Genomic DNA, 17,751 nt, shown 5'->3' with positions numbered 1-17,751 from the left:
TTCCGGTCCGTCCGTGGGGCGGTCAGCGGGCGAGGGCCTGGGATCCGGCCGGCTGCTCGGGGCCGGCCAGGGCGTCAAGGAGGGCGGTGAGGGCGCCGCGGTGCCGGGCGGCGAGCGCGCGGACGGTCTCCTCCCGGTGCAGGGCGGTGGAGTACCACCATTCGACGCGCAGCACGCCGTCCTCCGTCGTCGCGATCACCTCGACGGCGTGCGGGCGCGTCCAGTGCGGGGCCGTGATGTCGCCGACCGGTTCCGGGGCCACGTCAGGGAGGAGGGTGCCCAGGGGCAGGGTGTCGGCGTCGTCGCCCTCGAAGTCGAAGGAGACGTCGCTGGGCGGGGCGGCGCGCAGGGCTGCGGCGATCCGCGGCCGGCCGTGCCGGGCGAGCGCGCCGTGGCCCACGCCGCCGCCGGGGAGCGCCGCGAGGTGGCCGACGGTCAGGGCGAGGCGTGCGGCGGGGGTGGGGGCCGCGAGGTCCAGCCGGACGGGGACGGTGGTGGTGAACCAGCCGGTGGTGCGGGCCAGGTGGGTGTCGCCGATGGTCTCCTCGCGGCCGTGGCGCAGGACGTCCACGCGGACCGCGGACTCGCCGAGCCGTTCGGCGAGCACCTCGCCGAGGGCGTGCAGGACGAGGTCGCCGGGGTGCGCGCGGTGGGCGCGGGCCGCCGTGTGCAGGCGGGCGGTGAGCTCCGCGGGGAACTCCTCGCGGTGGGTCGCCGCGGTGGCGGCGGTGTTCGCGGCCCGCGGGTCGGGCACCGGGTGGTCGGGCGGCAGGGCGGCGGGGGTGCGGGCCACCTCCGTCCACCACTCGGCCTGTTCCTCCGCCTCGGGGGTCCGGGCGTGGGCCGCGAGGGCCAGCGCCCACTCCGGGTAGGAGGTGCCCTCGGCCGGCCACACGTCGTGGCGGCCGTCCTCCAGCGCGGTGTACACCTCCTCCAGGTCGGCCAGCAGCACCGACCAGGACACCATGTCGACGGCGAGCTGGTGGACGACGATCAGCAGCCGTCCGGACCGGGCCGGTCCGGCGTCGAAGCGGACGAAGCGGGCCACGCGGCCGGCCTGCGGGTCCAGGGAGCGCTGCTCGACGGCGCACCGCAGGGAGACCGCGGCCGACAGGTCGGCGTCGGCGAGTTCGGAGACGTCGACGGTGTCGAGGACCGCCCCGAGGGCCTGGGCGGGCGGGCCGTCGGCGGCCAGGGGGGCCGTGTGCTGGCGGGGCCGGCGGGCCGGGCGTTCCTCGACGGCCAGGCGCAGCGAGGCGTGGCCGGCGACGAGCCGGCGGACGGCTTCGGCGAAGAGGCCGGAGTCGATGCCGGGCCGGGTGGTGAAGAGCAGGGCCTGGTTCCACTGGCCGCGCTCCCCCGTCTGCTCCTCCCAGGCCTGTTCCTGGGAGGGGGTGAGGACGACCGGTTCGTGGCCGGTGCCGGGTGGTGCGGTCTCGGCGGTGCCGCGCGCCGCGGCGCGCTCGGCGACGAGTCCGGCGAGCCGGGCCGTGGTCAGCTCGGGGGCGAATAGCTCGCGCAGCTGCACCCGTACGCCGAACGACGCCTCGATGCGGCGGGCGGTGCGGATCAGGTCGAGGGAGTCGATGCCGAGGTCGCGCAGCGAGCCGTCCGGGTCGGCGTCGGGGACGAGGACCGCCTCGGCGAGCCAGCCGGCGAGCCGGGAGCGGATCTCCTCCTCGGGCGGGAGGGGGGCGGGCGCGGGCGGTGCGGCGTCCGCGGGGTGTACGGCCGCGGTCACGCGCCGGCCTCCCCGAGGGAGCCGGTGGGGCGGCGCACCAGGAACGGGCCGAGGGCGAGGGCGTCCAGGGGCAGCCGGTGGAAGGTGGCGAGGGCGTCGCGCGGGCTGCACACGACCGGTTCGTCACGGCCGTTGAAGGAGGTGTTCATGATGACGGCGGTGCCGGTGTGACCGCCGACCTCTCCGATGAGGCGGTGGTAGAGCGGGTCGACGGCGGCGGAGACCGTCTGCGGCCGGGTGGTGCGGTCGCTGTGGACGACGGCGGGCATGGCGGCGGCGCCGGCCTCGGTGACGGGCGTGGTGACGATCATGTACGGCAGCGGGGTGCCGGTGCCGATGAGCGCCTCGGCGGCCTCCTCCTGCATGCTGGGGGCGAACGGCCGCCACGCCTCGCGGTCCTTGATGCGTACGTTGACCCGGTCGCGGGTGGACTCGGGGTCGGGTACGGCGACCATGCTGCGGTGGCCGAGCGCGCGGGGGCCGCCCTCGGCGCGGCCCTGGAACCAGCCGGAGACCCCGCCCGCGGCCAGGACCCCGGCGGTGGCGGCGGCGATGTCGGCGGGCTCGGTGTAGGCGGTGCCGGACGCGTCCAGGACGCGGCGGATCTCGTCGGGGGACCACTGCGGACCCCAGGCGACCGAGCCGTTCATGGGCCGGATGCGGTCGCCTTCCTGGGCGGCGACCCAGACCGCGGCGCCGAGGGAGACGCCCTGGTCGCCGGCGAGGGGCTGCACGAAGAGGTCCCGCACCTCGGGCATCCGCATGATCTTGCCGTTGAGGGTGGCGTTGAAGCCGACGCCGCCCGCGATGAGGAGGGTGCTCTCGCCGGTCTCCCGCAGCAGGCCGCGGACGAGCCCCATGACGGCCCGTTCCAGGGCGGCCTGCGCGGTGGCGGCGATGTCGCGGTACTCGAAGGGGTCCCGGTCGGTGACCTTGGTGTAGCGGCCGAGGCCGCGGTCGAAGCGGCGTACGGAGCGGTTGGGGGCCTCGGGGAGGGTCTTCTCCAGGTGCTCCAGCCAGTACCGGATGGTGGCCGTCTCCTCGTCCGTGGTGCCCCTGGAGCGCAGGTCGGGCGGGACGACGGCGACGGTGAAGTCCTCGTCGGTGAAGCCGAGGGCACCGCCGAGGGTGAGGTCGCCGGGGGTGCCGTAGGAGGCCAGGCCCATCATCTTGCCGGCGGCGTCGGCCCCGAGGCCGGCGTACTCGCAGACGGCGGCGTAGAAGTACCCGAGCGACCAGCCGGGGGTGTGCGCCCGCAACGTCTTGATCTCGCCGTCGATGCCCACGGCGAGGGTGGTGCTCTCGTTCTCGCCCTGGCCGTCGAGGACGAGGATCGCGCCCCGGTCCCGCCCGGAGAGGTGGTAGGCGCTGGCGGCGTGGGCGATGTGGTGGTTGACGAAGGTCAGCCGGGGGTCGCGGGCCCGCGGGAACAGCGCCTTGGGCAGCAGGTGTTCCAGGGCGTCCGCGTCGCTGCCGAACCAGTCGAGACCGCGGTCGGCGAAGAGGGTGGGCAGGTCCCACCCGTGGGCGACCACGTCGATGTCGTCCAGGGTGAGACCGCCCTCGGCGAGGCAGTAGGCGGCCGCGTTGAGGGGCGCTTCCCCGTAGGCGTGCTTGTTACGGGTGAAGCGTTCCTCCTCGGCCAGGGCGATGACCTCGCCGTCGACGACGAGACAGGCCGCACCGTCGTGGCTGGCGCCGGGCCAGCCGTTGACTCCGAGTACACGCATGTTCAGCCCCCAAGGGTCGGTCGGCATCCGCCGGATCCGCCGCGGGCCCGTGGGGCGCCCGGCGTCCGGTCACGCCAACGGATCTTGTCGGTCCGCCGGGTTGTACACGACCTGGGGGTTTGTGCGGAGATCGGCCGCAAAGATCGCGGACGCGGCCTTCAGCACCGCGTTGGCGTGCCGCAGTTGCTCGACCTCGTTGCGGAGTCTGCGCAGTTCGGCGCGCTCGTCGGTGGTCAGCGCCGGCTCCCGGGCGGGCCGGCGCGCGGCGGCGACGGGCTGGGCGGCGGCCCGGGCGGCGGCCCGGGCGGCCCCGGGCTCGGACCGCCGGGCGGCCGTGGCGGAGGGGGCGGTCCCGGGCCGCCGGCCGACGGGCGGCTGGGCGGGGACCAGGGCGGAACCGCCCGGCTGGCCGCGTGCCGGGTTGTCCCGCGCCTCCAGTTCGCTGCTCAGGCGGTACCAGCGGCGGGTCCACGGCTCCGGGTCGCCCCCGCAGGCGGACACGTAGGCGAGGGTCACCTTCAAGGAGGGTTTGTGCAGGCCGCGGGCCGCTTCCGAGAGCGTGGCCACGGAGTAGTGGGCGTGTTTCGCCATGGTCCGGTAGGAGGGGTTCCCCGCTTGCCTCCGTAGACCCCGCAGTGCGTGGGCGAACTCCTCCAGCGGTCCGGCTGTGGGGTCCAACAACCGCTCTGGCCTGGGCATGCTTCTCCCCTGGTGATGAAGGGTGTCGAGTGGAACGCGCGTTTCTTGCGTGCCGTACAACCTGGTCAGTGGCGCACGGGTCCGGTACGAGGACCGGTCCGGGGTACCGGGTACGACCGGAAACAGTCGCACCGGACCTCTCGGACATTGGTACATGCCACTGACATATCCATCAATCGTCAGTCGACAATTCCGGCCACGCGACGGCCGGTTCGTCTCAATGAGGCTCCCCCGAGGCCCCTCCGGCGATCCCCCCGTACGGACTCGTTCCCCGGACGTTCCGTTTTCCGTCGCGGAACGTTGTCGGGAGGGGATCACCGGCATTCGTTGCCTGTACAACCATCCGCCTTCGGCGTGGGCTTGTACAGGGGCACTCGGGCCGATTGCCCCGTACAACCGGCGGTCGTGTACAACGCCGGTGCTCTGCAAGATCGGTTCCTGTCAGGCGATAAGGCCGAAACCGACGGGAATGGGTGGCGGGTTGGTGGACACAGCACGCAGCCAGACGGAATCAACAGCGCTCGAAGGCGTCTACGAGTACCGGAGCAGCCCGCTCGTGGAACCGGACTGGCGCCGCTTCCCCGGCTGGCGAGAGGTCACCGAGGCAGAGTGGGCGGACCCCCAGTGGCAGCGCGCCCACTGCGTCAAGGACGCGAAGGGACTGCGCGCGGTCGTCGGCGACCTGCTCGACGAATCGTTCTACGAGGACTGGGAGCAGGACCGCCTGCACCGCGCCACCATGTCGGTGCTGCTCCCGCCGCAGATGCTCAACACGATCGCCCCGGAGGTCGCAGCGGCCCGCCCGGGCGAACTGACCAAGGCCTTCTACGACGACCCGGTGCGCCGCTACATGCTGCCGGTGCTGTCCGACCGGCACCCGCACTGGCCCTCGCACCCGATGGCCAGCCGGGACTCGCTGCACGAGCAGGACATGTGGGTGGTGGAGGGCCTCACCCACCGCTACCCCACCAAGGTGCTGGCCGAACTGCTCTCGACCTGCCCGCAGTACTGCGGGCACTGCACCCGCATGGACCTGGTGGGCAACTCCACGCCCCAGGTCACCAAGAACAAACTCCAGCTCAAGCCGGTCGACCGGGCCGAGCGGATCCTGGAGCACCTGCGGTCCTCCCCCGGCATCCGGGACGTGGTGGTGTCGGGAGGCGACCTGGCCAACCTGCCCTGGCCGCGGCTCGAACGCTTCGTGGACGGGCTGCTGGACGTCGAGTCGATCCGTGACATCCGGCTCGCCAGCAAGGGGCTGATCGGACTGCCCCAGCACTGGAACTCCGCGCCGGTGCTCCAGGGCGTCGAGCGCATCGCCCGCAAGGCCCGCTCCCGCGGGGTGCGCATCGCGCTGCACACGCACGCCAACGCCGCGCAGCAGGTCACGCCCGGGGTGGCACGCGCCTCCTGGGCCCTGCTGGGCGCCGGCCTGCACGACGTGCGCAACCAGGGCGTTCTGATGCGCGGGATCAACGACAGCGCGCACGACCTGCTCGACCTGTGCTTCGCGCTCGTCGACCACGCCGGCGTCACTCCGTACTACTTCTACATGTGCGACATGATCCCGAACGCCGAGCACTGGCGGGTGCCGTTGCACCGCGCCCAGATGATCCAGCGTCAGATCATGGGCTATCTGCCGGGCTTCGCCACCCCCCGCATCGTCTGCGACGTGCCGATGGCCGGGAAGCGGTGGGTGGACCAGGCCGACTCCTACGACCGCCAGCTCGGGGTCTCGCACTGGAGCAAGAGCTACCTCACCCCGCTGGAAGCGGCGGACCGGGACGCCCACAGCGGCTCCTACCACTACTACGACCCCATCGACACGCTCCCGCTCTCCGGGCAGCGCTGGTGGCGGGAAACCCGTCAGGGGTAGAGAAGGGACAGTTGAACGGCCATGAGCAGCCTCCGTCCACGGCGTGAAGACCCTCCGGTGCTGGAGGAGTGGTACCGCCGCCACCTCGGCCCGGACCTCCACGACATCAGCTCCAGCGGCGTCCACCCGTACACCTTCGCCGAGATACGCGACCTGTGCCGGATCCCGTCCGCCGACCTCGACGAGATCGTCATGGACGACAGCGTCTCCCAGGGCGGGGCGGGCATCCGCCGGGCCGTCGCCGACCGCTACGCCGGCGGCGACGCCGAACGGGTCCTGATCACCCACGGGTCGAGCGAGGCCATCGCGCTGACCCTGAGCACCCTGCTGCACCCCGGCGACCGGGTGGTGGTCCAGGAGGGCATCTACCACTCGCTGGGGCACTACCCGCGGGCGGCCGGCTGCGACGTGGCCGAACTGCCGGCGCACGCGGTGCGCGACGGGGAGATCGACCCCGGCGTGCTGGCCGAGGTGGTCACCCCCGGCACCGCCGCGGTGATCGTCAACTTCCCGCACAACCCGACCGGTGTCACGCTGTCCCCGCAGGGCCTGAAGGCCCTCACCGAGCACACCGCGGCCACCGGGGCCGTGCTCGTGTGGGACGCGGCCACCGCCGAGATCGCCCACCGCTGGGAGGTCCTGCCCGACCCCGGTGCCGACGGCGGCGACACGGTGTCCTACGGCACCTTCTCCAAGACCTTCGGCCTGCCCGGACTCCGGGTCGGCTGGGCCGTCGCGCCCCGGGAACTGATCACCGCGACCTTCCCGCTGCGCGACCGGACGACGCTGTTCCTCTCCCCCCTGGTCGAGCTGGTCGCCGAACGGGCCATGCGCCACGCCGACGAGCTCATCGGCCGGAGGGCCGCCGGTGCCCGGCGCAACCTCGCGCACCTGACCGAGTGGATGGCGGACCACGCCGACCTGGTCCGCTGGACCCCGCCGGAGGGCGGCGTGTGCGCCCTGCCCGTCTTCCGCGAGCTGGAGGAGACGGCCGCCGGGCCCGAAGCGGTGGAACGCTTCTGTCTGGAACTGCTCGCCCGCCACCGCACCCTGCTGGTGCCCGGCACGGCCTTCGGCGCGCCGCACGGCGCCCGGCTCGGCTTCGGCGGGCCCGAGGAGGACTTCCGCGCCGGTCTCGCCGGGCTGTCGGACTTCCTCCGCTCGCGCGGGGCCGGACGGTGACCGCGGTGACCGCGCCCGACGTCCTCGGCCTGTGGGACCGGTCGGTCCGCGAGCACGCCGACGGGCCCGCCCTCGTGACCCCGCACCGGGTGCTCTCCTACCGCGACGCGGACCGTCTCACCGACGCCTGGGCCGCCTTCCTCGCGGAACGCGGTGCGGGGCCGGGCGAGCTGGTCGGCCTTGCCTTCGGCGACCCCGCCCGCACCGTCCTCGGCATGCTCGCGGCGCTGAAGTCCGGGGCCGGGTTCACCGTGCTGGACGACCGGCTGCCGGAGGCCGCCCGCACGGCGCTGGTGGCCCGCACGGCGGCGGCGGTGTGGCTGGGCGACGGGGGCCACGCGCCCGAGGGCGCACACGTACCGGCCGAGCCGCACCGGGAGGGCTCCGGGGATCCGGACGCCGCGCCACCTCCGCTCCGCCCGGGGCGGGCCGGCGGATCCGACGTGGCGTACGTGCTGTTCACTTCCGGGTCCACCGGCCGACCCAAGGGCACCGTCGTCGAACGGGACGCGCTGGGCCGGTTCGCGGCCGCGGTCGCGAAGCGGCTGGAGCTCACCCGGGACGACCGCTGGCTGCAGGTGGCGTCGCTGGGCTTCGACGTGCTGATCGAGGAGGTGTTCCCGGCGTTCGCCGCCGGCGCCGCCGTGGTGTGCCGCGAGGACACCCGCGCCCTGGACGCCGAGGAACTGCACGTCACCCTGGCCCGGACCCGCACCACCGTGGTCGAACTGTCCACCCAGTACTGGCTGGAGTACGCCCGCTGGCTGGAGGCGAGCGGCACGTCCACCCCCGAGTCCCTGCGCACGGTGGTGGTCGGCGGCGAACGGATGGACCCGGTCCCCTACCGGCGGTGGCAGGCCCGGCAGCCCGCCGGCCTCGCCCACGTCTACGGACTGACCGAATGCACCGTCAGCTCGACCTTCTACACCGGGCTGCTCCCCGCCGACGCCGAGGAGGTGCCGCTGGGCACCCCCCTGCAGGACGTCGGGATCGGCATCCGGCACGACGGCGTCCCGGTCCCGGACGGCGAGACCGGGGAGATCCACATCGGCGGCCCGCTGCTGGCCCGCGGCTTCCTCGACGACGAGGCCGCCACCGCCTCCCGCTTCGTGCCCGACCCGTACGCGGACACCCCGGGCGCCCGCGTGTACCGCACCGGGGACCTGGGCCGGATCGACGCGGACGGGCAGCTGGTCTTCCTCGGCCGGGTCGACGACCAGGTCAAGATCCGCGGACACCGGCTGGAGCCCGCCCGGGTGGAACGCGCCCTGTGCGAGGCGGCCGGGGTGGGCCAGGCCGTGGTCTTCCCCGACCCGGAGACCGGCACCGTCCTGTGGGCGTTCACCGTGCCCGAGGACCCCGCGGCCGCGCCGCTGCCCGGCGAGGCCGTACGGCTCACGGGCCCCGACCGGGACGCGCTGCTGGCGCCGCTGGAGGCACAGCTGCCGGACTGGGCGGTGCCCCGGGTCCTGCACCGGGTGTCCGTCCTGCCCAAGAACCCGCACGGCAAGGTCGACAAGCGACGGCTGGCCGCCTGGGCGGCCGCGGGCGTCCGGACCCCCGCACCGGCACCGGGTCACCCGGGCGCCGCCGGGGACTCCTCCGGCGACCCGGCGCTGGACGGCGTCCTGGCCCTCTTCCGCGAGGTCCTCGACGCCCCCGCCCTCGGCCCCGACGACGACTTCTTCGACCACGGCGGCCAGTCCCTGCTGGCCCTGCGCCTGCTCGCGCGGCTGCGCGAGTCCCGGCCCGACGCGGCCGGGCTGCGCGCGAGCGCCCTCTTCACGGCCCGGACGCCGCGACGGTTCGCCGAGGTGCTCGCCGGCCGCGCGGCGGCCCGTCCCTGACCACCGCCCCACCGGGCGGGGCCGCTTCCGGCCCCGCCCCGCTCACCCGCACCACCCGAGGGCCCGCGGGCCGGCTCCGGCCGGCCGCGAGCAGCACCCATCCCCCGACCACTCAGCGAGAGTTGGCATGTCGAACCTCACCGACCAGTCCGCGCACGGCTACACCCTGACGGCCGACGAGGCCTCCGCCATCGCGGAGCTCAGCCTCGAACTGGCCGCCTCCTACCCCTCCTTCGGCGACCCCGAGCTGCTGCACGACCTGCCGCGCCTCGCGGCCCGCCTGCCCGAAGGCGTGCAGGGCTTCCTGCGCGAGTTCCAGCTCGGCGACCGCCACGGCCACACCGTGATCCGCGGGCACGACTTCGACCAGCGGCGCATCGGGCCCACCCCGGACCACTGGCGCGGCCGCGGCCGACCCGGCCCGGAGTTCCCCGAGGAACTGCTGCTGATGCTGTACTCGGCCCTGCTCGGCGAGCCCTTCGGCTGGGCCACGCAGCAGGACGGCCACCTCGTGCACGACATCTTCCCGATCCGCCAGCACGAGCACGACCAGCTCGGCATGGGCAGCAAGGAACTCCTCACCTGGCACACCGAGGACGCCTTCCACCCCTACCGCAGCGACTACCTGATCCTGGGCGCGCTGCGCAACCCCGACCACGTGCCCACCACCGTCGGCGAACTGGACCTGTCCTCGCTGTCGGCCGAGGACGTCGACGTGCTCTTCGAGTCGCGCTTCTACATCGCGCCCGACGAGTCGCACCTGCCGAAGAACAACACGATCGCCTCCGCGGAGGAGGCGGCCCGGTTCGCCACCATCCAGCGGATGATCGACGAGCGGCCGCTCGGCCCGCTGCTCTACGGCTCGCGCCTGGACCCCTACATGCGCCTCGACCCGTACTTCACCTCCGTGCCGGAGGACGACACCGACGCGCGGCGCGCCTACGACGCCCTCTTCAAGGTCGTGGACGCCGGGATGCGGGAGGTCGTCGCGGACCAGGGCGACGTGCTGTTCATCGACAACCACCGCGCCGTGCACGGCCGGCTGCCCTTCCAGGCCCGCTACGACGGCACCGACCGCTGGCTCAAGCGGGTGTGCGTGACGACCGACCTGCGCCGCTCCCGCGAAATGCGGGCCACGGCCCAGACCCGGCTGCTGGGCTGACCCGCCGGTGGCCCTCACCCTCACCGACCTGTCCCGCGACCCGTGGCTGCTGCCCGAGGTCGACGCGCTGATCGGCGCCAACATGCCCGCGTTCATGAGCTGGGAGTCCCCCGGGAACTGGCGCTGGCACGGCATGTACGACCGCTACGCCGCCCACCAGTTGTGCCTGGTGGACGGCGCCGGGCGGCTGGTCGCGGCCGCCAACGGGCTGCCGGTCCGCTGGGACGGCACGGCCGCCTCGCTGCCGGCCGGCAGCGACGACGTCCTGGTGCGGGCCGTCGACCACGCCCCGCCGGAGCGCCCGGACGCCGTGTGCATGCTGTCGGTGTCCGTCGACCCCGCCCACCGGGCGGCCGGCCACGCCGAGCGGCTGCTCACCGAGGTGCGGCGGCGAGCCGCCCGCACCGCCCCCCGGGGAGTGATCATCCCGGTCCGGCCCACCCGCAAGCCGCGCTACCCGCTGATCCCGATCGCCGAGTACGCGGCATGGCGACGGCCCGACGGGCGCTGCTTCGACCCGTGGCTGCGCACCCACCTGGAGCTGGGGGCCCGCCAGCTGGGCATCGCCCACGCGTCCCTGGTGATCCGCCAGCCGGTGGCCCGCTGGGCGGAGTTCCTCGGGCACCCGCTGCCGGGTCCGGGCGAGCACCCCCTGCCCGGGGCCCTCGTCCCGCTGGTCGTCCGCGACGACGGCCACGGCACGTACACCGAGCCCAACGTGTGGGTCCACCACCCCGCCGGACACGGCACGGCCTGATCCGGGCCGGGCCCCCGCGCCCGGCCCGGCCCGCACACCCACCCCCGTTCCTCGACGAACCCTGGAGAGAACCATGCCTCCCGTACGCCTCGCCATCGTCGGGTGCGGCGCCGCCGCCCGCGGCTGCCACCTGCCCGCCCTGCCCGCGCTCAAGGGCGACGTACAGCTGACCGCGCTCGTCGACCGCGACCCCCGCCAGGCCGAGGACGCCCTCGCCCTCTACCGGGAGCTCGGCGGCACCGACGCCGACCGGGTCGTGCTCGCCACCGACCCGGCCGAGGCCGCCGACGCCTTCGACGCCGCCGTGGTCGTGGCCCCGCACACGCTGCACGCGCCGATCGTCCAGGCGCTGCTGGCGGCCGGCAAGCACGTCCTGCTGGAGAAGCCGATGACCACCTCGGTCGAGGACGCGAAGGCGCTGGCCGCCACCGCCGCGGCCGAGGGCGCGCCCGTGCTCGCGATGGCCCACCCGCGACGGCTCTTCCCCGCCTACGCCTGGGTCAAGCGGCTCATCGACGGGGGCGAGCTCGGCGAGGTGGTGCGGGTGGACTGGTCGGAGGGCCACCCGTACGCCCACGAGCCGGTGTCCTGGTCGATGTTCGACCGGCGGCTCGCCGGCGGCGGCGTGCTCACCGACACCGCCTCGCACGTCTTCGACACCCTGCTGTGGTGGCTGGGCCCCGAGGTGGAGGTGGTCCGCCACGAGGACAACACCCTCGGCGGCGTGGAGACCGACACCGCCACCCACCTGCGTTTCGGCAGCACCGACGTGCACTGCGACTTCAGCCGCCTGCGCGACCTCGGCATCAGCTGCAAGGTCACGGGCACCCAGGCGACGGTCACCATCGGCACCGACTTCCCGGCCGGCGAGTGCACCCTGATCACCGCGGACGGGAAGGAACTGCACCGCGCCGACGTGGACGCCGTCGCCCCCGCCCAGGGCGAGTGGGAGCTGCTCTTCACCGAGCAGCTCGCCAACTTCGCCGCCGCCGTGCGCGGCACCGCCGCCGTCCACTCCACCCCGGAGGACGGCGTCCGCGTCGTCGAACTGATCCAGGAGTGCTACGGCGGCCCGGGCCACGGGCGGGCCGCCCAGCCGTGGACCGTACGGGAGGAGGCCGGGGCACCGGCCGGCCCCGTGCTCGCCGGCCGCACCGTCGCGGTCACCGGCGCGAGCGGATTCATCGGCGGCCGGATCGTCGAGCGCCTGGTCCTCGGCACCGAGGCCGGGGTGCGACCCGTGGTGCGCGGCTTCGGACGCGCCGCACGGCTGTCGGTGCTGCCGCAGGACCGGCTGCAGTTCCGCCAGGGCGACCTGCTGGACCGGGACACGCTCCGCGCGGCGTTCGAGGGCTGCGACACGGTCGTCCACTGCGCGTTCGGCAGCGCCGGCGACGAGGCCGGCCGCTGGGCCGCGTCCGTCGAGGGCACCGCGAACGTCCTGGCGGCGGCACGGGCCGCGGGCGTGCGCCGGGTCGTGCACCTGAGCACCGTCGACGTCTACGACCCGGCCGTGACCGGGGCCCTGACCGAGGACTCCCCCGCCCGTCCGGCCGACCCCGCCGACCGCGAGTACGAGCAGCAGAAGCTGGCCGCCGAGCAGCTGGTCCTGGAGGCCCACGGCGACGGCCTGGAGACGGTCGTGCTCCAGCCGGGCGTGGTGTACGGGCCGTGGGGCGGCCAGTGGACCACCGCCCAGCTCCGCCGTCCGGCGGGCGACTTCGCGCAGCTCCCGGCGGCCGGCGAGGGCGGTGTGTGCAACGCCGTGTACGTGGACGACCTGGCCGACGCGGCCCTGCTGGCCGTGGACACCGAGGCCGCCGCGGGCGAGCGGTTCCTCGTGGGCCACCCCGAGGAGCTGCGCTGGGGCACCTTCTTCGACGGGATCCGCGCCCTGCGCGGCCCGCTGGACACCGCGGGCGAGGAGGCCGGGGAGCCGGTCGCCGACTGGGAGCTGGAGCTGTACCGGGCGACGGCCCGCGCCGGCTACGACAAGGCCGGCCGGATCCTGGGCCACACGGCGCGCGTGCCGTTCGCCGAGGGGGTCGCGCTGACCGGGCAGTGGGCCCGCTGGGCCGGCGAGGCGCCGGAGGCCGGCGCATGACCGGCATCACCGACGTCCTGGTGGTGGCGCCGCACCCCGACGACGACGTCATCGGCTGCGGCGGCTCCATCGCCAAGCACGTGCGGGACGGGGCCCGGGTGACGGTGGTCATCGTCATCGGCCGCGAGCGCAGCGCCCTCGACGACGCGGTCGGCGACGCCGAGTTCGCCGCCGAGACGGAGAACGCCGCGAAGACCCTCGGCGTGCACCGCTGCGTGCGCTTCGACGAGCCCTCGCGGGACTTCGTCCTCTCCCGCCGGGTGCACCTGGACCTGGTCCGGGTGATGCGCGAGGTGCGCCCGCAGGTGGTCTACCTCCCGCACGACAACGACGACGACGTCGAGCACCGCATGGTGCACCAGCTGACCACCGAGGCGCTGTGGATGGCGCAGTCGGAGTTCTTCCAGGAGACGGGCGGCCTGCCGATGCCCGCTCCCCGGCTGGTGCTCGGCTACGAGGTGTGGGCGCCGATGGCGCGCTTCCAGTACGCCGAGGACATCGACGGGCAGATCGAGACCAAGGTCGAGGCGATGCGCGCGTACGTCTCCCAGCTGCGGCACGCCGCATGGGACGAGGGCATCCGCGGCCTGGCCCGCTACCGCGGCGCGGTGTCGGCGGGCTCGGGTCACGCGGAGGTGTTCCAGGTGCTGAGCCTGGGCGCCCCGCTGCCCTCCGGCCGGCCCGGCGGCGGCCATGACTGACCGCCTGCTGGTCTGCGGGGTCGGCTCGGGCATGGACCGGTCGCTGACCGAACTGCGCTCGCCCCGGCGGGAGCTGGTGGTGGTCACCGACCAGCCGTCGGAGCGGGCGCGGGCGGCCGCGGACGTCCTGCTCGTGTGCGACCCGAACGACGCCGTGGCGGTCCTGACCGAGCTGTCGGCCGCGGGGATCGACCGGATCGACGGGGTGTTCTCGCTGGGCGCGGACAACCCGCCGGTGATCAGCACGCTCGCGCAGCGCTTCGGCTGCCCGGGGCTGCCGCTGGAGACCGCCCTCGACTGCACCCTGAAGGACCGGCGGCTGAGGATCCTGCGGGCGGCCGGGCTGGACCTGCCGCGGTTCGCGACCGCCGAGAGCGTCGGCGAGGCGGTGCGGGCGGTCGCCGACATCGGCCTGCCCGCGGTCCTCAAGCCCAGTGACCAGACCGGGTCGCTGGGCGTGCTGAAGGTGGAGACCGCCGGGCAGGTGCGGGGGCTGGCGGAGGAAGCGCTGCGGCTCAGCCCCGGCGGGCGGATCGTGGTGGAGGAGTTCCTGGAGGGGACCGAGCACACGCTGGCGGCCTTCATGGTCGACGGCGAACTCCACCGCTTCGGTTTCGCCGACCGGGAGTACGGGCGCAAGGAGGAGTTCGCCCCGCACTTCTTCGAGGGCGGCGACACCCTGCCCAGCCGGCTGACCGCCGAGCAGATCGAGGAGGTCACCGACACGGTGCGGCGCGGGGCGCGCGCGCTGCGCCTGGACCCGGCGGTGATCAACACCGACATCCTGCGGACGCACGACGGCCGGGTGATCCTGCTGGAGATCACCTGCCGGCTGACCGGCGCCCGGATCGCCACCGAGGTGATGCGGCTGGCGACCGGCGTGGACCCGCTGCCCAACGTGGTCCGGCTCGCCCTGGGCCGGCCCCTGGAGCCGGCCGAGCTGGTCCCCCGGCACAGCCGGGCCGTGGTGCAGCGCTTCCTCCCGGCGGACGGCGGCGTGGTCGAGTGGGTCGGCGACCCGCGGGACGTCGCCCGCCGGGCCGGGGTCCACGACGTGTTCTGGGGCCTCGACCTGAGGCCCGGCACCGTGGTGCCGACCTACCGCGGCGGCGCGGACGTCCTGGCGGGGGTGATCGCCCACGCCCCGCAGCCCGCGGAGGCCGAGGCCCTCGCCGAACGGACGCTGAACGCCCTGCCCCTGCGGTTCAAGGCCGGATCCCCGTGACACCGCCCGCACACCGGGCCCACCGTACGCACACGAGTTCGACGAGGGAGTACTGAGATGGCCACCGACCTGGTGGACGAGGCGTCGGTCGACAAGGGCATCGCCCGGACCAGCGTGATCATCGCCCTGCGTGACGACCTGCGGATCGCCGACTGCATCGAGTCGATCGACGAGGACGTCGAGATCGTCCTGGCGCTCAACGGACCGAGCGACGCGGTGCTGAAGCTGATCGCCGAACACCCGCGCCCGCTGACCGTCACCGAGATCGAGGACGTCGGCAACCTGGGCGCCGCCTACAACGCCGGCGCCGCCGTCACCGACCGGCAGTACCTGCTGCTGATGGACTCCGACTGCACCTTCGCCCCCGGGGTGGTCCGCGCCATGGTCCGCGCGGTCCTCACCGACCCGGTGGTCAAGGGGCAGGTGGTGTACGGAGAGTCGGACGGGGTGCTGAGCAGGCTGACGGCCCGGGTCCGGGAGTTCGACGAGGGCGACTACGTCAGCGCGCTGTCCCCGCCGCTGATCTACAACCGCGACATCGTCGACCACATCGGCGGCTACCACTTCGACGAGCTGATCCACTGGTGCGAGGACCGCGAGTTCGACTTCCGGCTCCAGCTGGCGGGCATCCCCGTGGTGTACCTGCCGGAGGCGCGGATCTTCCACGACGCCCAGCACGGCTTCGGCAACATGCGCAGCTACTTCCGCTACGGCGTCGGCGAGGGGATCGCCCAGGAGACGGGCGTGTTCACCACCCCCGCGGTGCCGGTGGTGTGGCGGCTGTTCGAGGCCTCGCGCACGCTGGTGCACTGCGCCCGCGCCAAGGGGGTGGGCGCGGCGGCCTACTACGCGCTGCTGAAGGCCGCCTTCCACACCGGCACCGCCCACCACCTGCTCAACGACCCGTACCGGGTGCGCGACCGCTACCCCGCCGCGGCGAAGCGGGCGCGGATGGTGTTCTCGATCCCGCAGCACAGCACCAAGCTGACCGGTGCCCAGCTGCGCCGGCTGCGGCGGTCCCACTGGGAGGCGGGCCGGCGGATCGACAAGGTGGCCGACCTGTCGGTCTTCCACCCGGACGCCGCCGGCCCCGGCGGATCCTCAGCCGCCGGACGGACACGGCAGCAGCAGGCGTGAGGGGTGGTCGCCGCCGTGGTGGACGGTGTGGTGGGCGAGGACCCTCGGATGCACGTCGAAGCGCGGCGCGTTGCTCGCCGCGACCTCCAGACGAATCCGGTGGCCCGCGCGGAACACATGGCCGACCGCGCCCAGCGCGACGGTGACCTCGACCGGCCCGCCGGGGGCGGACCCCGTGTCCGCCCCCGGCGCCAGGCGGCGCACTCCGTCGCAGAGCAGCTCGGCCCTGCCGTCGGGGTGGACGTCGACCAGCTTGCCGGTCACGTCGGCGCCGGCCGCGTCCGGGGTCACGTACACCGTCAGCACGGTGTCGCCGATCACGGTCAGCGGCTCCGGGAGCGGCGCGCCGGTGAAGCACAGCACGTCGGCGCGCGCCTCCACCTCGCGCTGGTCCAGCGGTCCGCAGTCCCCGCCGGTGAACTGGCCGGGGAGGGCGGTGGCGCCGCCCGTGGTGGGCACCGGGTCGGCGGGGTCGTGGCGGATCCGGTCGCTTCCGGCGGCGTGCGGGCCGGGGCCGGGGACCAGGTCCCGGCCGTGGAGGTGGAGGACGTGGCCGCGGGTGCCGGGGACGGGCCAGTCCGGGACGGTGCGCCATTCGTCGGCGCCGGTGACGAACAGACGGACCGGGTCCGGCTCCGGGACGTCGTCACGGCCGCGCACATGGCGGTCGAAATGGTCGAGATGAAGGCCCGTGACATCGAGATTACTTTCGTCCGCGGCGAGCCCGTACCGGCGCTGCGGGAATATCCCGCCGGTGACGCAATGGGACCACGGCCCGACGACCAGCCGCGACGTGTTTCCGCATTCCCGAATTCCCCGGTGGTTTTCCAGCGCACCGGCCAGGAATATGTCGTACCAGCCGGTGAGGTGGAGCGCCGGGACGTCGATCCGCGGATAGGACTCGCGGGGTGCGGCGCGCCGCCAGTACGGGTCCCCGCCCGGGTGCGCCCGCCAGCGCCGGTAGTACGGGGCCAGCCGGTCCAGGAGTTCCGCGGCCCCGTCCGGATCCCGGTAGAGCTCGTCGATCCGGTCCACGGCGCGGGCCACCTCCTCCCGGTCGGCGCCGGTCAGCCCGGCCCCCTCCAGCAGCAGGTCGTAGAGCACCCAGTACAGGACGAAGCCCAGCTGGAAGGCGCCCCCCTGGTGGGTCCAGCCCTCACCGAAGCCCGATCCGGCCACGTGCGGGGCGATCGCGCGCAGGCCGGGCGGCCGTTCCGCCGCGGCGAGGAGCGCCGCCATCGCCTCGTACGAGCGGCCGAACAGGCCGGCGGTGCCGTCGCACCAGGGCTGCTCCACCGCCCAGGCGACGGTGTCCGCGCCGTCCGCGGCCTCGTGCCAGTACGGCTCGAAGGAGCCGCCGGAGCCGAACCGGCCGCGGACGTCCTGCACCAGCAGCGCGTAGCCGGAGCGCACCAGCCGGAGGCCGTCGACGGAGGCGCCGCCCGGGGCGCCGGATTTCCCGTAGGGGGTGCGGCGTACGAGTACGGGCACCGGGCCGCCGGTATCGGGACGGTAGAGGTCGGCATTCAATAACACGCCGTCCCGCACGGGTATTTTCAGGTCGTGTTCCACAACAATTCGCACCCGCCC

The 17,751-nt window shown here is 74.4% G+C and carries 13 protein-coding genes; 9 read left to right on the top strand and 4 right to left on the bottom strand.

The features are described 5' to 3' along the window. Positions 1–22 precede the first annotated feature (22 nt). The 3 genes from ACPU2J_RS25555 to ACPU2J_RS25545 all read right to left on the bottom strand — a co-directional run bounded on the left by ACPU2J_RS25555 (position 23) and on the right by ACPU2J_RS25545 (position 4,062). On the bottom strand, positions 23–1,741 hold the full coding sequence (locus ACPU2J_RS25555) for a condensation domain-containing protein (protein ID WP_423834061.1): 1,719 nt from the start codon (positions 1,739–1,741) through the stop codon (positions 23–25). Further along, entirely contained in the window at positions 1,738–3,471 is a 1,734-nt protein-coding gene (locus tag ACPU2J_RS25550) for a carbamoyltransferase family protein (protein WP_420079362.1), read from the bottom strand. Before ACPU2J_RS25550 ends, ACPU2J_RS25555 begins: the two co-directional genes overlap by 4 nt. A 69-nt stretch (positions 3,472–3,540) precedes the next feature. After that, a complete protein-coding gene (locus tag ACPU2J_RS25545) occupies positions 3,541–4,062 on the bottom strand; it encodes an XRE family transcriptional regulator (RefSeq protein ID WP_423834060.1) in 522 nt (173 codons plus the stop codon). A gap of 592 nt (positions 4,063–4,654) precedes the next feature. On the opposite strand from ACPU2J_RS25545, the gene ACPU2J_RS25540 reads away from it, so the two are divergent. From ACPU2J_RS25540 to ACPU2J_RS25500, 9 genes are all read left to right on the top strand, one after another. After that, positions 4,655–6,046 carry a KamA family radical SAM protein gene (locus ACPU2J_RS25540; protein WP_420079364.1) on the top strand — a complete coding sequence of 464 codons (1,392 nt, stop codon included), beginning with the start codon at positions 4,655–4,657 and terminating at the stop codon, positions 6,044–6,046. 57 nt (positions 6,047–6,103) lie between these two features. Next, entirely contained in the window at positions 6,104–7,228 is a 1,125-nt protein-coding gene (gene vioD / locus ACPU2J_RS25535; protein ID WP_423834059.1) for a capreomycidine synthase, read from the top strand. A 5-nt stretch (positions 7,229–7,233) separates the two neighbouring features. Beyond that, positions 7,234–9,075 (top strand): amino acid adenylation domain-containing protein, encoded by a 1,842-nt coding sequence (locus ACPU2J_RS25530; protein WP_423834058.1) that lies wholly within the window; start codon positions 7,234–7,236, stop codon positions 9,073–9,075. Positions 9,076–9,202: 127 nt separating this feature from the next. Continuing rightward, entirely contained in the window at positions 9,203–10,237 is a 1,035-nt protein-coding gene (gene vioC / locus ACPU2J_RS25525) for an arginine beta-hydroxylase, Fe(II)/alpha-ketoglutarate-dependent (protein ID WP_361589295.1), read from the top strand. Between the two features lie 7 nt (positions 10,238–10,244). Continuing rightward, positions 10,245–10,994 carry a hypothetical protein gene (locus ACPU2J_RS25520; protein ID WP_365077975.1) on the top strand — a complete coding sequence of 250 codons (750 nt, stop codon included), beginning with the start codon at positions 10,245–10,247 and terminating at the stop codon, positions 10,992–10,994. 73 nt (positions 10,995–11,067) lie between these two features. After that, positions 11,068–13,098, top strand: coding sequence for an NAD-dependent epimerase/dehydratase family protein (locus tag ACPU2J_RS25515; protein WP_423834057.1), 2,031 nt, complete (start codon positions 11,068–11,070; stop codon positions 13,096–13,098). Then, positions 13,095–13,799, top strand: coding sequence for a PIG-L deacetylase family protein (locus tag ACPU2J_RS25510; RefSeq protein WP_361589304.1), 705 nt, complete (start codon positions 13,095–13,097; stop codon positions 13,797–13,799). The genes ACPU2J_RS25515 and ACPU2J_RS25510 overlap by 4 nt, the downstream gene beginning before the upstream one ends. After that, a complete protein-coding gene (locus ACPU2J_RS25505; RefSeq protein WP_361589307.1) occupies positions 13,792–15,024 on the top strand; it encodes an ATP-grasp domain-containing protein in 1,233 nt (410 codons plus the stop codon). Before ACPU2J_RS25510 ends, ACPU2J_RS25505 begins: the two co-directional genes overlap by 8 nt. 57 nt (positions 15,025–15,081) lie before the next feature. After that, positions 15,082–16,161 (top strand): glycosyltransferase family 2 protein, encoded by a 1,080-nt coding sequence (locus tag ACPU2J_RS25500; RefSeq protein WP_420079368.1) that lies wholly within the window; start codon positions 15,082–15,084, stop codon positions 16,159–16,161. On the opposite strand, the gene ACPU2J_RS25495 is transcribed toward ACPU2J_RS25500, so the two are convergent. Then, a complete protein-coding gene (locus ACPU2J_RS25495; RefSeq protein WP_423834056.1) occupies positions 16,126–17,745 on the bottom strand; it encodes a CocE/NonD family hydrolase in 1,620 nt (539 codons plus the stop codon). The two genes, ACPU2J_RS25500 and ACPU2J_RS25495, sit on opposite strands and share 36 nt — an antisense overlap. Positions 17,746–17,751: the final 6 nt, after the last annotated feature.

Origin of the sequence: Streptomyces manipurensis (assembly GCF_049570255.1) — a bacterium.
In the GTDB taxonomy this organism is placed as follows: Bacteria; Actinomycetota; Actinomycetes; order Streptomycetales; family Streptomycetaceae; genus Streptomyces; species Streptomyces manipurensis.
The sequence above is the reverse complement of the archived record's forward strand: the minus strand, read 5'-3'. Positions and strand labels throughout refer to the sequence as shown.

Excerpts from the sequence above, each read along its gene's own strand:
- ACPU2J_RS25550 (WP_420079362.1), bottom strand. The coding sequence starts at position 3,471 with ATGCGTGTACTCGGAGTCAACGGCTGGCCCGGCGCCAGCCACGACGGT.
- ACPU2J_RS25545 (WP_423834060.1), bottom strand. The coding sequence starts at position 4,062 with ATGGCGAAACACGCCCACTACTCCGTGGCCACGCTCTCGGAAGCGGCC.
- vioC (WP_361589295.1), top strand. The coding sequence starts at position 9,203 with ATGTCGAACCTCACCGACCAGTCCGCGCACGGCTACACCCTGACGGCC.
- ACPU2J_RS25515 (WP_423834057.1), top strand. The coding sequence starts at position 11,068 with ATGCCTCCCGTACGCCTCGCCATCGTCGGGTGCGGCGCCGCCGCCCGC.
- ACPU2J_RS25510 (WP_361589304.1), top strand. The coding sequence starts at position 13,095 with ATGACCGGCATCACCGACGTCCTGGTGGTGGCGCCGCACCCCGACGAC.
- ACPU2J_RS25505 (WP_361589307.1), top strand. The coding sequence starts at position 13,792 with ATGACTGACCGCCTGCTGGTCTGCGGGGTCGGCTCGGGCATGGACCGG.
- ACPU2J_RS25500 (WP_420079368.1), top strand. The coding sequence starts at position 15,082 with ATGGCCACCGACCTGGTGGACGAGGCGTCGGTCGACAAGGGCATCGCC.